The organism is Granulosicoccus antarcticus IMCC3135 (assembly GCF_002215215.1).
In the GTDB taxonomy this organism is placed as follows: Bacteria; Pseudomonadota; Gammaproteobacteria; order Granulosicoccales; family Granulosicoccaceae; genus Granulosicoccus; species Granulosicoccus antarcticus.
The window spans coordinates 4,821,129-4,836,838 of record NZ_CP018632.1 but is presented as its reverse complement, the minus strand read 5'-3'; the positions used below and the strand labels follow the sequence as shown (position 1 = coordinate 4,836,838).

General features: G+C 53.7%; 15 protein-coding genes. 11 read left to right on the top strand and 4 right to left on the bottom strand.

The window, feature by feature from the left end:
• Window positions 1–140: 140 nt before the first annotated feature.
• The 10 genes from IMCC3135_RS20985 (at window position 141) to ppk2 (ending at window position 9,943) form a co-directional block, all read left to right on the top strand.
• Entirely contained in the window at window positions 141–1,451 is a 1,311-nt protein-coding gene (locus IMCC3135_RS20985) for an extracellular solute-binding protein (RefSeq protein WP_088919377.1), read from the top strand.
• Between the two features lie 6 nt (window positions 1,452–1,457).
• The gene (locus IMCC3135_RS20980) at window positions 1,458–2,360 is read left to right on the top strand and encodes a carbohydrate ABC transporter permease (protein ID WP_205737650.1); all 903 of its coding nucleotides are present in this window, start codon (window positions 1,458–1,460) and stop codon (window positions 2,358–2,360) included.
• Window positions 2,361–3,227 (top strand): carbohydrate ABC transporter permease, encoded by an 867-nt coding sequence (locus tag IMCC3135_RS20975; protein WP_088919376.1) that lies wholly within the window; start codon window positions 2,361–2,363, stop codon window positions 3,225–3,227.
• Window positions 3,228–3,230: 3 nt separating this feature from the next.
• Window positions 3,231–4,325 (top strand): ABC transporter ATP-binding protein, encoded by a 1,095-nt coding sequence (locus IMCC3135_RS20970; protein ID WP_088919375.1) that lies wholly within the window; start codon window positions 3,231–3,233, stop codon window positions 4,323–4,325.
• An 18-nt stretch (window positions 4,326–4,343) separates the two neighbouring features.
• Complete coding sequence (locus tag IMCC3135_RS20965) at window positions 4,344–5,453, top strand: mandelate racemase/muconate lactonizing enzyme family protein (protein WP_088919374.1); 1,110 nt, start codon at window positions 4,344–4,346, stop codon at window positions 5,451–5,453.
• Between the two features lie 15 nt (window positions 5,454–5,468).
• A complete protein-coding gene (locus tag IMCC3135_RS20960) occupies window positions 5,469–5,798 on the top strand; it encodes an L-rhamnose mutarotase (protein WP_088919373.1) in 330 nt (109 codons plus the stop codon).
• Window positions 5,791–6,864 carry a Gfo/Idh/MocA family protein gene (locus tag IMCC3135_RS20955; RefSeq protein ID WP_205737649.1) on the top strand — a complete coding sequence of 358 codons (1,074 nt, stop codon included), beginning with the start codon at window positions 5,791–5,793 and terminating at the stop codon, window positions 6,862–6,864. Before IMCC3135_RS20960 ends, IMCC3135_RS20955 begins: the two co-directional genes overlap by 8 nt.
• Entirely contained in the window at window positions 6,861–7,646 is a 786-nt protein-coding gene (locus IMCC3135_RS20950; protein ID WP_088919372.1) for an IclR family transcriptional regulator, read from the top strand. The genes IMCC3135_RS20955 and IMCC3135_RS20950 overlap by 4 nt, the downstream gene beginning before the upstream one ends.
• 102 nt (window positions 7,647–7,748) lie before the next feature.
• Window positions 7,749–9,011, top strand: coding sequence for a glycerophosphodiester phosphodiesterase family protein (locus tag IMCC3135_RS20945; RefSeq protein WP_088919371.1), 1,263 nt, complete (start codon window positions 7,749–7,751; stop codon window positions 9,009–9,011).
• A gap of 2 nt (window positions 9,012–9,013) precedes the next feature.
• Window positions 9,014–9,943, top strand: a complete 930-nt coding sequence (gene ppk2, locus IMCC3135_RS20940; protein ID WP_088919370.1) for a polyphosphate kinase 2 — start codon at window positions 9,014–9,016, stop codon at window positions 9,941–9,943.
• A 15-nt stretch (window positions 9,944–9,958) separates the two neighbouring features.
• Here the strand turns inward: ppk2 and IMCC3135_RS20935 are convergent, their stop codons facing one another.
• Complete coding sequence (locus IMCC3135_RS20935; RefSeq protein ID WP_088919369.1) at window positions 9,959–10,561, bottom strand: 2-dehydro-3-deoxy-6-phosphogalactonate aldolase; 603 nt, start codon at window positions 10,559–10,561, stop codon at window positions 9,959–9,961.
• Complete coding sequence (locus IMCC3135_RS20930; protein ID WP_205737648.1) at window positions 10,558–11,520, bottom strand: 2-dehydro-3-deoxygalactonokinase; 963 nt, start codon at window positions 11,518–11,520, stop codon at window positions 10,558–10,560. Before IMCC3135_RS20930 ends, IMCC3135_RS20935 begins: the two co-directional genes overlap by 4 nt.
• Before the next feature lie 114 nt (window positions 11,521–11,634).
• Here IMCC3135_RS20930 and IMCC3135_RS20925 point away from each other — a divergent pair, with 114 nt between their 5' ends.
• Window positions 11,635–13,029, top strand: coding sequence for a nucleobase:cation symporter-2 family protein (locus IMCC3135_RS20925; RefSeq protein WP_088919368.1), 1,395 nt, complete (start codon window positions 11,635–11,637; stop codon window positions 13,027–13,029).
• A 5-nt stretch (window positions 13,030–13,034) separates the two neighbouring features.
• Here the strand turns inward: IMCC3135_RS20925 and IMCC3135_RS20920 are convergent, their stop codons facing one another.
• Together IMCC3135_RS20920 and hutU are read right to left on the bottom strand one after the other, a co-directional pair.
• Complete coding sequence (locus IMCC3135_RS20920; protein ID WP_088919367.1) at window positions 13,035–13,940, bottom strand: LysR substrate-binding domain-containing protein; 906 nt, start codon at window positions 13,938–13,940, stop codon at window positions 13,035–13,037.
• 28 nt (window positions 13,941–13,968) lie between these two features.
• Entirely contained in the window at window positions 13,969–15,672 is a 1,704-nt protein-coding gene (gene hutU / locus IMCC3135_RS20915) for a urocanate hydratase (RefSeq protein ID WP_088919366.1), read from the bottom strand.
• Between the last annotated feature and the right edge of the window lie 38 nt (window positions 15,673–15,710).

Here is a 15,710-nt window from a genome sequence, read left to right as displayed (position 1 = left end):
AGCAACGGGTGCCGCATTATGAAGGACCCGTTGATAATTTCTACTTGATTATATTTAAAAATTAAGTTTATATGTGAAACATGCGCCGGACTAACGATGTTTTGAAGCCGGACTGAATACACTCGTCAGGGGGTAGGAACTTGAAAAACACTAAACTTTGGTCAGCCACCACGCTGGCCATTCCGTTGTTGGCCGTGTGCGGAACTGCTGTCGCCGGGGATTTTGATGGAATCACACTTGATGCAAAGCTCATCGGTGGTCAGCAATATGAGGCGCTATATGCGCGTATTGCCGAATGGGAAGCGGATTCGGGCGCCAAGGTCAATGTCATCTCCAAAAAGAACCATTTTGAGCTGGACAAGGAGTTCAAATCAGATGTGGCTGCCGGTTCGCTAGGCTGGTGTGTCGGATCAAATCATTCATCCTTTGCCTCTCAGTACCCGTCGCTCTATACCGACTTGACACCGTTTCTGACTGCCGACTTTATCGCTGAATATGTCGATTCGAATATCGCTGCATCCAGAATAGGCGACAAACTGGTCATGTTGCCACGTGCTCAATTTGATGTGTCAGCATTGTATTATCAAAAAAATCTCTATGAAGATGCTGATAAACAGGCACAGTTCAAGGAAGAATACGGCTACGATCTGACACCACCAGACACCTGGCAGCAAGTCACTGATCAGGCCATCTTCTTCAGCGACCCTCCGAACTTCTACGGCACTCAGTTTGCCGGCAAGGATGAAGCGATTGTCGGACGCTTCTACGAAATGGTGGTGGCCGAAGGTGGTGCATTATTCAATGATGACTGGTCGCCCGCATTCAACAGCGAAGCCGGTATTCGTGCACTGGACTGGTTCGTTAATATGTACCAGTCCGGGGCCACACCCAAGGGCACGACCTCCTATCTGTGGGACGAGTTGGGGCAGGGCTTTGCCTCGGGTACCATCGCGCTGAGTCTTGACTGGCCTGGTTGGGCAGGATTCTTCAACGATCCTGAGAGTTCCAAGGTTGCCGGTAATGTCGGCGTCGTGGTGCAACCGCAAGGCAGTGCTGGTATTCGTACCGGTTGGTCCGGTCATCATGGTTTCTCTGTGACCGAGTCGTGCGACAACAAGGCGGCGGCGGCTTCACTGGTTGCGTTTCTGACCAACGAGGAAAGTCAGAAACTGGAAAGCTCGGCAGGCCCACTGCCTACGCGCAAGGCGGTGTGGGATTATGTGGTCAAACAGGCAGAAGGTGATGAATACAAGACGCAAGTGCTCAAGGCCTTTCAGGCGGCTTCCAGTCACGCCTTCCCGGCGCCCCAGACACCTTACTGGATAGAGGCGACCAATGTGATCTATCCAGAATTGCAGGCAGCCATTCTAGGCGACAAGAGCTCTGCGCAAGCTCTGGAAATAGCGTCAGAAGCGGTTGATGAGATGATGCGTGAGAATGGTGAGTATTAGAACTTCGTGCCTAGAATTCTGAAAAGACTACCACCCTGGCTGGCACTGCTGTTGCCAGCCATTGTGATTCTCCTGGTCGTGGTGTTGATACCGCTATTGTTGTCTCTGTATTCGAGCTTCACGCCCTATAGGCTGACTCGCCCCGAGACGCTATACAAGTGGATTGGTACTTACAACTACGTCAAGGTGGCAACTGATGTTAATTTCTGGTGGGCATTCGGGCGCACCGTTTTTCTGCTGACAGTGGCCCTTAATCTGGAGATGCTGCTGGGCCTGGGGTTGGCGCTGCTGGTCAACAAGGTGACCTGGGGTCAGCGTGGATTACGAACCATCATGATGTTCCCGATGATGTTCTCGCCCATTCTGGTGGGCTTCCAGTTCAAGTTCATCTTCAATGATAATGTCGGTCTGGTGAATAACGCGCTGCAATCACTGGGTGTTACGGATCAGGCTATCGCCTGGTTGGTGGATGAAAAACTTGCCATGTTCTCCATCATCTTTGCCGAGGTCTGGATGTCTACATCCGTCTTTGCCATTCTCATTCTGGCAGGCCTGTTCGCCATTCCACGTGACCCGCTTGAAGCTGCCAAGGTTGACGGTTGTACGCCGTGGCAATCTTTTCGCCATATCAGCTTGCCTTTTCTGATGCCCTTCATCTACATTGCGATGGCCATCCGCAGCCTGGATGTGGCGCGCGCCTATGACATCGTACAGATCATGACCAACGGTGGGCCAGCGCGTCGAACCGAACTGCTGTGGACACTGATTGGTCGCACCGGCTACGTTGATGCCAAGATGGGTCTGGCCAATGCCATGGGCTATATCTCTATCTTCCTGGCCATATTCTTCACTATCTACTTCTTCAAGAAGCTCAACGCATCGCGCGCAGTGCTGGGATTCAATCACTGAATGGATATCAATCAGCAACATCGACTCAGGAAGCAAGGCCTGCGTGCAGCACATCTGATCGCGTTGTTCATCGCCATGTCGATCATCTGTCTGCCCGGTTTGTGGATTGTTCTCAATTCGTTCCGGCCAACCGTTGAGATCATGGCAAAACCGCCGGTATGGATTCCCGAGCGTCTCAGCTTTGACCATTATCGAGCCATGTTCGGGGGTGTGGGTGAGGGTGGAGTACCGGTACTGCGCTACTTCATGAATTCCCTGATCATCTCTTTGACCAGTACGCTTATAGCCATTCTTATTGGCATTGCCGGAGGCTACGCATTCGCCCGCTATCGGTTTCGCGGCAAGTCAGCGATTTTCGTCGGTTTCATGGTGACCCGTGCGGTGCCCGGGGTTGCCTTGTCACTCCCCTTGTTCATTGTTTTTGCCAAGGTGGGTATTATCGACACGCACTTTGCGCTGATTCTTGCCTACGTCGCCATGAATGTGCCGTTTTCTATCTGGCTGATTGATGGTTTTTTCCGCCAGGTTCCCAAAGAGCTGGCAGAGGCTGCAGAGATTGATGGTTGTACCCGTTGGCAGGCTTTCTGGAAAGTGGAGTTTCCAGTGGCCAAGGCCGGTATTGCATCGGCGGCCATTTTTGCCTTTCTTACTTCCTGGAACGAGTACGCTCTGGCCAGTCAGCTGACACGCTCGGTTTACTCCAAGACCATGCCTGTCGGCCTGCTGGACTTTACTTCAGAATTCACTATCAATTGGGGCGGCATGTGCGCGTTGGCCGTCCTGATGATCATTCCGGCTCTGATACTGACATTCATCGTGCAGAAGCACCTTATCAGCGGTCTCACTTTTGGCGGTATCAAAGGATAGTCAATGGCACGCGTTAAGCTCAACAAGATCGTCAAGAGCTATGGCAACCTTGAGGTTGTTCATGGTATCGATCTGGATATTGCACACAATGAATTTGTGGTACTGGTAGGGCCATCAGGCTGTGGCAAGTCGACCACACTGAGAATGATTGCGGGTCTGGAGGAACTCAGTAGTGGCGACATCTACATCGGTGAACAGCGAGTCAACGATCTGCCGCCGCGTGATCGCAATATCTCCATGGTGTTTCAGAACTACGCGCTCTATCCGCATATGACGGTCGGTGAGAATCTGGGTTTCTCACTCAAGATCGCCAATCGCAGCGAGGCCGAGATCGAAAAGGCGGTGGCAGAGGCGGCTGAGATACTCAGCCTGGGGGAGCTGCTCCAGCGCAAGCCGGCAGAGCTCTCTGGTGGTCAGAGGCAGCGCGTTGCCATGGGCAGAGCTATCGTTCGGCACCCGGATGTCTTTCTATTCGATGAGCCGCTGTCCAATCTGGATGCAAAGTTGCGGGCACAGATGCGGGTTGAGATCAAGAAACTGCATCGGCGTATCCAGACCACCATCGTGTACGTCACCCATGATCAGGTGGAAGCCATGACCTTGGCCGATCGCATTGTCATCATGCGCGATGGTCATATCGAACAACAGGGCACACCTCTGGAAGTGTTCGAAACGCCGGTCAACACCTTTGTGGCAACCTTCATTGGCTCGCCACCCATGAATCTGCTGAATGCCCGAATAACTGCTGATGCCCTGCAGCTTGTGCTCAGCGATGGCACGCATCTGCCGATGCCATCACGCTTGACTGGCAAGGTCATCGCCAATCAGGAGGTGGTGTTCGGTTTTCGTGCCGATAACCTCATGCCCGAAGGTCATGGCCTGCATCTGAGTGGCGAGACGGCCAGTTTTGATTTGCTGATCAATCTGTCTGAGCCGCTGGGTACGGAAACCGTGCTGTTTGGTGAGATTGCCGGCCAGGAAATACAGGCCAAAATGCTAAATCCTCGACCGGTTGCAATGGGTGAAACATTGCGTTGTCAGCTGGATATGAGCCGTACCCACCTGTTCGATTCTGATTCGCAAGACAGTCTCGGCTAAACTTGATTCAACTGCACCATGGCAAAAATAGAACACGTTGAACTGTGCATGGTTGACCTGCAACCTAAAGTCAGGCGAACCGATGCCATCCAGTCATTTGACAGTCAGCAGACACCGCTGGTCAGAATCACCGACAGTGACGGCGCCGTGGGTGTCGGTTACTCCTACACCATTGGTCAGGGCGGGCCTGCGGTCATGTCACTGCTGGCTGAGACACTGGCACCGCAACTGATAGGGCAGGAGGCCGAGAATATTGATCGCCTCTGGCGCTCACTGATGTTCTCCACACATGCAACGGCGGTTGGTGCAATCACCTCTCTGGCACTGGCGACCATTGATACAGCTTTATGGGATCTGCGCTGCAAGCGAGCCTCCTTGCCGCTCTACAGGATGCTCGGTGGTGCGAAGCAGAGCGTGCCGATGTACACCACCGAAGGCGGTTGGCTGCATATTGATACCCAGGCACTGGTGGATGATGCGGTGGCAGCACGCGAACAGGGTTTTGCCGGTTCCAAGATCAAGATTGGCAGGCCGCATCTGTCCGAGGATCGTGCGCGTCTGGCCGCTGTGCGAGCCGCCGTGGGCGATGCTTCTGAAATCATGGTGGATGCCAATCAGGCGTTCAGCCGGGCTGAAGCCACGCGCCGTGCCCGGGTATTGGAGGAATTCGGTATTGCCTGGTTTGAAGAGCCCATGCCAGCAGACGATGTCATGGAGCATGTACGCCTGGCGGCCAGCACCTGTGTGCCTATTGCTGTAGGTGAGAGTCTGTACTCGCTCAGTCAGTTCAAGGACTACCTGAGCCTGGGCGGGGCCTCTATCGTGCAGGTGGATGTGGCCCGTATCGGCGGCATCACGCCGTGGTTGAAAGTGGCCCATCTGGCAGAAGCTCATAATGTGCCGGTCTGCCCGCACTTTCTGATGGAGCTGCATGTCAGTCTGGTCTGCGCCATTCCGAACGCACCCTGGCTGGAATATATTCCGCAGCTTGACGACATTACCGGCTCTGGTATGCGAATGGAAAACGGGCATGCTTTTCCCAGCGAAGAACCGGGTCTGGGGATAGACTGGGACTGGTCGGAAATAGACAAACGCCGGGTTGCAAACCTGACGACACACATCAGTTGACGGAGATATCTATAGATGGAACGCATGGGCATGGTTATCGGTTTGAACGCCGAAAAGATCGCAGAATACAAACAGCTGCATGCCGGTGTATGGCCTGGTGTGCTGGATAGAATCTCCGCCTGTAATATCCGTAATTACACGATATTTCTCAGAGAGCCGGAAAATCTCTTGTTCGCTTACTGGGAATATCACGGCACGGACTTCGAGGCTGACTCAGCCCTGATGGCTGCGGACCCGGAAACCCAGCGTTGGTGGGATGTCTGCATGCCATGTCAGAAGCCACTGGAAACACGCGAAGAAGGTGAATGGTGGGCAACGATGGAGAATGTCTTTCATCTTGACTGACAGATCAGCCATGCAATCACTCAGACAACACTGGCCACTGGCCAGCGCACCTCGGCCCATTGTCATCATTGGTGCCGGCTCCATCGTCTCGGATGCGCATCTACCGGCTTATGGCAAGGCTGGTTATCCGGTTCTGGGTATCTACGATCCGGACCAGGAAAAGGCCAGCCAGCTGGCGGCCCAGTGGGATTGCCAGGCCTTCAGCACTCTGGCCGAGGCAACGGCTGAAAAGTCTGTCGTATTCGACCTGGCAATACCACCGGCAGCTATTGTCGGTGTGCTGGATCAACTGCCGCAGGGTGCTGCAGTGCTGATCCAGAAGCCGATGGGCAGTGACCTGGCAGAGGCCACAGAAATATTGGCTCTGTGTCGGGCAAAGGATTTACAGGCGGCCGTTAATTTCCAGCTGCGCTTCTCGCCCATGATGCTGGCTCTGCAGGATGCCATCGATAAGGGCATGTTGGGTGAAGTGCTGGACTTTGATGCCTGGCTGGCGCTGGATACGCCCTGGGGGCTGTGGAAATTTCTCGAAGGGCTGCCGCGGGTGGAGATCACACTGCACTCTATCCATTACCTGGATCTGATACGTGCCGTGCTGGGAAATCCTCTTGGCATACACGCCAGGACTCTGGGGCATCCGTCCAGTAGCATGGCGCAGACACGTACCTCGGCCATTCTTGATTACGGCGATCGGGTGCGCTGTTGCTTGTCCATTAATCATGATCATGCCTATGGCAGGCGTTTCCAGGCGTGCGAGTTCCGTGTGTGTGGCAGCGCAGGGGCGGCCTACGTAAAGCTGGGTGTGAATCTGGATTATCCGCACGGGGAGCCGGATGAGCTATGGATCAAGCAAGGTACCGATGAGTGGCAGCAGGTATCATTGACAGGTGAGTGGTTTCCGGATGCTTTTGCTTCACGGATGTCACAATTGCAGCGTTTCCTGACAGGTGAGGATGAGCGACTGATCAGCAATGTCGAAGACAGCTGGCAAACCATGGCTCTGGTCGAGGCCGCCTACAACAGCAGCGCCGCACCAGCGACGCCGATAGCCGGACTTCCCGAATGAGCCAGCCACAAGAACGGTCTGACAAGTACAGTGCTCCGGCCCTTTCCAAAGGGCTGGATATTCTCGAGTTTCTGGCCTCCGAACCAGAGGCGCAGAAAAAGGCGGACATCGCACGTGCGCTTGATCGCTCCATCAGCGAAATATTTCGTATGCTCGTGGTACTTGAAGAGCGCGAGTACGTGGCTTTTGACCATCACAGCGAGCGTTATTCACTAACCACGAAATTGTTCGAAGTGGCGCATCGCTATCCACCTATTCGAAGATTATCGACGGTGTCCGCCGTTCTGATGCAGGCATTGGCGAGGGAGGTCAACCAGTCAGTCCATATGACCATTCGGCACAATACCGATATTCTGGTGATCGCCCAGGTTGATTCGCCGGGCAACAATGTGACTTCTGTGCGGCTGGGTGCTCGTGTTCCGATTGTGCAGACAGCATCGGGTGCGGTGCTGACGGCCAGTATGGATGCACAAGAGCTCGCCTCACTGGAAGAGCAGTTGAGTGATCAGTCTGCAAAATTGCGCAAACTGTTCGCTCATAATCGTGAGAGTGCTGCCAAACAGGGCTATTGCGAATGCCCCTCAATGGTCGTCGAGGGCGTCATCAATATCTCAGCGCCGATCCATGATCACTCCGGCCAGGTAATTGCGGCCGTGACCATTCCCTTCATACGACGATTGAACAGTGGCGACCATTTGACTCAGGTTCAGACCCGCAAGGCATTAATCGTCATGAGTAAAAATATATCGCATTTGCTCGGTGGTCGTTTGGCCGATAGTTGAGAGGATGGGGATTAACGGTAATGTAACGTCCCTTTAACATCGCGCTGCGATGCTGCATGCTTGATTTTCTAGCTATATCAACTGACGTAGAGAAAGCAGAACATGAATCCCATTCTGAGCAGCATTGTACTGAGCCTCGCAGGAGCATCCTCACTCGCCATCAACGTGGCAAGCGCCGCGACTACCGATCCGGTCCATCTGGGGCCGCGACCGTTCTATCTGGTTGATCAGCTCGAAGAGGGTGAGCTGAAAGAGGCTTTGCAAACCTGTGCTGCCACGACCACGCAATATGAGCGACGCAATTTTTCGATAGCGCATCGAGGGGCTTCGCTACAATTTCCGGAACACACCATGGAGGCTTACCTGGCCGCCCATCGCATGGGTGCCGGAATTATCGAATGTGATGTGACTTTCACCAGTGATGCCGAGCTGGTTTGTCGGCACGCACAATGCGATCTGCACACCACCACCAATATTCTGGCTACACCGCTGGCAGAAAAGTGTTCTATTCCCTTCGCACCGGCTCAGTACGATGAGGCAGGTGAGATGATCGAGCCTGCAAGCGCCCGCTGCTGTGCCAGTGACCTGACGCTGGAAGAATTCAAATCGCTCGAAGGCAAGATGGATTCAGCCGATTCCTCAGCGACGACCGTTGAAGCCTATATGGGCGGTACCGCTGATTTTCGTACCGATCTCTATGCAACCGGTGCGACCCTGATGAGCCACAAGGAAAGTATCCAGCTGATTGGTGAGCTGGGCGGACAGTTCACGCCAGAGCTCAAGAGCGTGACTGATGGCTTTGGTGATTCAGGGCTGACGCAAGCAAACTATGCACGCAAGTTCATTCAGGACTACGTGGATGCCGGTATCTACTATGACGATGTCTGGCCTCAGTCTTTCGACATTGAAGACACCGAGCTGTGGATTCGCGAATTTCCGACCTTTGGCAAGCAGGCTGTGTGGCTGGATGGACGTGATCCTGCTGAAACAGCTGCAAATCCGCCAAGCCAGGAAGATTTTGCCGCACTCAAACAGGCCGGACTCAACATTGTTGCACCCCCCATGCCTGTATTACTGACGACTGATGAGGCCAACCAGATCGTGCCATCTACCTATGCCATCAATGCAAAGGCTGCTGGTATGGACATGATTTCCTGGTCATCAGATCGTTCCGGTCGTATCGTTGAAGAAGTGCTCGAAGGCGGTGGTACTTATTACTACCAGAGCACGCTGGATGCACTGAAGAATGACGGTGACATACTCAAGACTATCGATGTGCTGGCACAGGATGTCGGTGTTATCGGCGTCTTCTCTGACTGGCCTGCAACTACGACTTTCTATGCCAACTGCATGGGAATGATTTGACCATGAGTGACGAACGACGCAAGCGGGCACTGGAGGAAACAGAGTGGCTCGAGGATGAAATTGAAGAGCTGCTGAATGACGACATTGCACCGTTTCATGACGAGTTTGACTTGCCCGAAGAGCTGCTCGAGATCTATGCCACGGCACCACCTTCGAAGTTGTCCAGAAAAGTCTATCTGGGCGAGTTGTTGATGCTGCAGCGTGAGTTGATCAAATTGCAGGAATGGGTAGTGGATTCGGGTGAGAAGATTGCCATCATATTTGAAGGACGGGATTCTGCTGGCAAGGGGGGCGCTATCAAGCGGATCACCCAGCGGCTCAATCCACGGGTGGCCCGAGTGGTGGCGCTGAACAAACCTACCGAGCGTGAGACAACGCAATGGTATTTTCAGCGCTATGTGCCGCATCTGCCATCGGGTGGGGAGATAGTTCTGTTTGATCGATCCTGGTACAACCGCTCAGGTGTCGAGCAGGTCATGGGTTTTGCCACGCCCGATCAGGTCGAGCAGTTCTATCAGGATGTGCCCGAGTTCGAGCGCATGCTGGTTCGGTCTGGCATACGAGTCATCAAGTACTGGTTTTCCATTACCGATGAAGAGCAGCAACGCAGATTCAGCATGCGTATCCTGGATCCGCTCAAGCAATGGAAGCTGAGCCCCATGGACCTGCAGGCGCGTGTCCAGTGGGAGCAATACACCAAGGCGAAAGAGCAGGCATTCGAACGGACCAATATTCCTGAAGCGCCCTGGTTTATTGTTGAAGGCAATGACAAGAAGGTGGCCAGGCTCAATTGCATCAGTCACCTGCTGGAGCAAGTGCCCTATGATGATGTTCCGCATGAGCCTATCGAGTTACCGGAACGTGTCTATAACTCCAACTACGAACGGCAGGTCATACCGTCCGAGTTGTATGTGAAGAACCGCTACGGTTAGTCGTTGGTGCGACCTCTAGCTGCAGCTATCGTAAGCTTTGACGATAGCTGCAGCACGACTCGCCACATCATCAGTGGTGAAGCCTGGTTTGAAAATACCGGTACCGATACCAAAACCGGTAATCCCTGCATCCATCCACTCTTTGAAGTTGTCCGGCCCGACACCGCCGACCGCATAGGTCTCTGCACTGGCGGGTAGTACGGCCTTCAAAGCGGCAAGACCGGCTGTACCGAGCAGAAATGAGGGGAAGAACTTGAGGCCATCAGCGCCGTGTTCCAGTGCGGCGAAACATTCGGTGGCCGTCATGACTCCGGGGTAGGAGAACATCGAGTGCGACTTGCTTGCCTTGATGACGGCAGGATTGCAATTGGGTGAAACAATCATGCGTCCGCCGACAGCGGCAACTTTGTCAACATCTTCGACAGTCAGAACCGTACCGGCGCCGATCAGCGCCTGGTCGCCAAAGGCTTCTACCAACATGCCAATGCTGACTGTTGCTTCAGGTGAGTTCAAGGGAACTTCAATGGAGGTAATGCCGGCATCGATCAGGACCGTTGCTGCATCAATGACTTCATCCTTGGTAATTCCACGCAATATTGCGATCAGTTTACGGCTCACCTTTGCAACTCCAGTTGTGATTGATAATTGGCGATCAGGCCAGACAGTGTCATGGCATCTCCTTCCACCAGATTCACCTGGGAATCCAGTGTGGACATGGCCTGAGCATAAAGACCTGCCAGTTTCGCGTCCCCGACAATCATAACCTTTTTGTCAGACCAAAGTGAACGACAGCTTGCCAATTCAGCCCCAATCAACAAACCTGATAAACGAGATCGAAGCACTTCATCGGGCACGGCGTTAACCAGACTCTCCGCACGTAGTGAAAACAGTGCGCTGGCCAGTGTTTCCGGTTTTTCAATGACGGATGCCACCGCTTGATCAAAAGCCTCGTCTGACCAGTTCTCGCTTTGCACCGAGTGTCGCAAGACCGATTGTTTCGAGAGCAGGGCAAACAACTCACCACTCATACAGGTCTGAAAGCTGTTAATGGTGCTGTTCTCGATACTGACCCATTTGGTATGGGTACCCGGCAGGCAGACGGTGCCGCTGAACGTGGGTGTCTGCAGCAGCAGGCCGGCTATCTGGGTTTCCTCACCTCGCATGACGTCAGCCGGAGAGAGCTGCTTGACGCCGGGCAGAATATGAACGCTGATGCGTTTATCGTTAGTTTGTGTGAAATGAGCCTGTGCACGACTTTGCTGGTCGACCGGTGTGGTGAGATAGCCGGCATCGCTCCAGCCCTGGCGAGCGCCTACCATTCCGCAACAGATGACAGGTAGCACCCGACTGGCATCCAGGTAGGGCTCAATCAGGCCAAGCAACGTCGGTTCGAATTGCGATGGTTCCAGGGTTCCCATACCGGCTGATGATTCCAGCGCGTGCAGGGGGTGATTGTCCGAATTCATAACCCAGACACGCAGATTGGAGGTACCCCAATCCACTCCTATCCATGCCGGAGTCTGTTCTCTTATCGAAGGATTGGCTGGCTCGGAAAGTCTTTCTACAGAAGAGGCCACGATGAGGTATCCGATTGATTAGTGAGTAATGTCCACAATATTGTTGACACGAATGTGTGCAATATGGAGACTGCTAGTGTACATTTAGATCTAGTAACTTAACGGGAGCACTATATGGCACGCACACAAGGCGGCATGACCCCTGCGCAGATGCGCGATCCGAACTATTTTCCGGGAATCATAAAAGGTACTCCTCTTGGAATTCAGCATGTGCTGGCGATGTTCGTCAGTAATGTCACCCCAGCGATTATAGTGGCTGGTGCGGCAGGCTTCGGATTCGGCTCTGCCGATATCTCCGACATGATCTACATGATTCAGATGTCCATGATCTTCGCAGGTCTGGCAACGCTGATACAGACTATCGGCATAGGCCCGATGGGTGCAAAGTTGCCAGTGGTGCAGGGCACCAGTTTTGCCTTCATACCCATCATGATTCCGATTGCCATTCAATTTGGCATGGCGGCCTTGATGGGCGGCATCATTATTGGCGGCATTTTCCACTTCTTTCTCGGCACTATTATTGGCCGAATTCGACATTGGTTGCCACCGCTTGTTACAGGTCTGATCGTACTCATGATCGGTCTGGCACTGGTGAAGGTGGGCATTCAGTATGCAGCCGGCGGTGTACCGCTGATCGGTACGCCTGAATATGGAACCCTGAATCACTGGGGACTGGCATTGCTGGTTATTGCGGTGACACTGGGATTGAAGTTCTTCACGAACGGCATGCTGTCAGTCTCTGCCGTGTTGCTGGGTTTGCTGGCAGGCTACGTTGCCGCGCTGGTGATGGGCATGGTCAGTTTTGACAATGTGAGCAGAGCCGCCTGGTTTGCTCCGCCGGATCCGTTTCACTTCGGCATTGAATTCAATGCCGCTGCCATCATCGGTATGTGTTTGATGGGAGTTATTTCGGCCATAGAGACTGTGGGTGATATTTCCGGAATTACCAAAGGTGGGGCCGGGCGCGAGGCGACTGACAAGGAAATAACCGGCGGTACGCTGGCTGATGGTTTCGGAACTGCAGTCGCCGGTGTTTTTGGTGCCTTGCCGAATACCTCCTTTAGTCAGAATGTCGGTCTGATCTCCATGACCGGTGTCATGAGTCGACATGTGGTGACTATCGGTGCGATCTTTCTGATCATCTGTGGCCTGGTCCCCAAGTTCGGGGCTGCTATCTCCAGTATGCCTATCGCCGTACTCGGCGGCGGTGTCATCGTGATGTTCGGTATGGTGGCAGCGGCGGGTGTCAGCATGTTGTCCGATGTGGTCTGGGATCGTCGAAGCATGGTGATTTTCGCTATCGCCCTGTCTGTCGGACTCGGATTGCAACTCGAGCCGAATGCTCTGCAGCACTTGCCTGGAACAGTCAAAGTGCTGTTGACCTCAGGTTTGCTGCCAGCGGCATTGATTGCCATCATTCTGAATATCGTGATTCCTCACGAGCCAGAAGAGGTTGATGACATGGATGTGTCCACGCCTGCCTCAACCGTGAGCGGCGGCAAGTCCTGATACTGCTATCCTGTCCGGGACTTCTTGTCCCGGACTTCAAACAACCAGTTCTTGAAAGCATCCACGGACTTTTGTGTACTGGAATTACTCAGAGATCGTTCAATCAGGTAATAGTTGTACGTCTCCATCACAGTCAATTCAGATAATTGCACCAGGTGACCACCAGCCAGATCCTCTTGCACCATGGACAGAGGACAAAGGGCAACTCCCTGACCACTTAACACGGCTGCTCGCAGCAAATTGAAATCCTCGAATGTCAGGCCTGCCGACTCGAGAATTTTGTCGTTTCCGGCTTTACGGCACCACTGTTCCCAGCCGCTGGAATTCGAATCATGCAGAATCTGGATGTCGACATTGACATCCTGCAGTGATTTTCCCTGCAAGCTCTGACTGATGGCCGGGCTGCACACCGGTGCACTGATACCGCGTAAAAACAGATGAGTGTCAGTGCCGGCCTGTTGCGTTTGATTTTCTGCAAAGACAAATGCCAGATCAATTTCACCAAAATCGATTGTCTGTCCATGAAAGGCATAAATGATCCGAATGTCGATCTCGGGATGACGCCTGCGAAAATCGGAAAGTCGCGGTATAAGCCAGCACGTAGCCACTGAAGGAATTGCCGCGATAACCAGCGTTGATGAAGCGGATATTCGATGCACACGTTGACAAGCCTGATGCATGTCCTGAAAGTTGAGCCCCAAAGTGGCAGCCAGATGCTCCGCATAGGGTAGTGGCTGAGGGCGTGAACCGCCGCGATCAAACAAAGGACACGCAAACCATTCTTCCAGATGCCTGATCTGATGACTCACGGCAGACTGCGAAACACACAACTCCTCAGCAGCTGCGCGAAAGCTGCCGAGTCGCACGACAGCTTCGAATACACGTAGAGCATTCAACGGCAAAGCCTGCATGAGCTGATCTCTGTGCGGATGAGAAAAATCAGAGAATACCCGGAAGATTCAACCCATTCTCACGGGCACAATCCAGTGCATCCGGATAGCCTGCATCAGCGTGTCGCATGACACCCGTTGCCGGATCATTCCACAATACGCGGGCAATTCGCTCGTCAGCCTCTTTAGTGCCGTCACAGCAGATGACCATGCCGGAATGCTGGGAGAATCCCATTCCCACACCGCCGCCATGATGCAGAGATACCCAGGTAGCACCGGAGGCTGTGTTCAACAAGGCATTCAACAAAGGCCAGTCAGAGACGGCATCGGAACCATCACGCATGGATTCTGTTTCGCGATTAGGCGAGGCCACCGAGCCTGAGTCCAGGTGGTCACGACCAATGACGATTGGCGCTGAAAGCTCGCCATTACGGACCATTTCATTGAAGGCCAGTCCCAGTTTGTCTCGAACTCCAAGACCTACCCAGCAAATACGTGCGGGTAATCCCTGGAAGGCAATTCGCTCTCGCGCCATGTCCAGCCAGTTGTGCAGGTGTTTGTCATCGGCCAGAATTTCCTTCACCTTGGCGTCAGTCTTGTAGATATCTTCCGGGTCACCCGACAGGGCTGCCCAACGGAAAGGCCCGACACCCCGGCAGAACAGAGGACGTATATAGGCAGGTACAAAGCCGGGGAATGCAAAGGCATTTTCCAGGCCTTCCTCCAGAGCGACCTGGCGAATGTTGTTGCCATAGTCCAGTGTGGGCACGCCTGCATTCCAGAAATCCACCATGGCTGCCACATGTGTCTTCATGCTGGCACGAGCCGCTTTTTCAACGGCTTTGGGGTCAGTTTCCTGCTTGCCTTTCCATTCGGCTACGGTCCAGTTCTGTGGCAGATAGCCGTGAATGGGGTCGTGTGCACTGGTCTGATCAGTCACGATATCAGGTCGCACACCACGCCTGACCAGCTCAGGATAGACGTCAGCGGCATTGCCAATCAGGGCGACCGATTTTGCCTCGCCTTTGCCAGTCCATTCTTCGATCATGGCCAGCGCTTCGTCCAGATCATGCGTTTTTGCATCCACATATCGGGTGCGCAGTCGAAAGTCTGCGCGAGTCTCATCACATTCAACGGCCAGGCAGCAGGCACCGGCCATAACCGCTGCCAGTGGTTGCGCACCACCCATGCCGCCCAGACCCGCGGTCAGAATCCAGCGACCAGTCAGGCTGCCATCGAAGTGTTGTCGGCCCGCTTCAACGAAAGTCTCGTAGGTTCCCTGGACAATGCCCTGGCTACCGATATAGATCCACGAACCTGCCGTCATCTGGCCGTACATGGCCAGGCCCTTCTTGTCGAGCTCATTGAAATGATCCCAGGTGGCCCAGTGTGGTACCAGATTGGAATTGGCAATCAGTACACGGGGTGCGTTGCTGTGCGTACGGAAAACTCCAACCGGCTTGCCGGACTGAACCAGTAGTGTTTCATCGTCTTCCAAAGCCTGCAGGCTAGCCACTATCTGGTCGTAATCCTCCCAGGTACGAGCGGCCCGGCCGATGCCACCATAGACCACCAGTTCATGAGGATTTTCAGCCACATCCGGATGCAGATTGTTCATCAGCATACGCATGGGAGCTTCCGTCAGCCAGCTTTTGCAGCTCAGCTCATTGCCAGTAGGCGATTTTATGGTGCGTTGATTATGGCGTGGGCCAGGAGTCTTGCTTGTATTATTGTCAGTGCTGGAGTCTGTCATGATGAGGCTTCCGAGGTGATTGAGTTCAGTGATTGCAG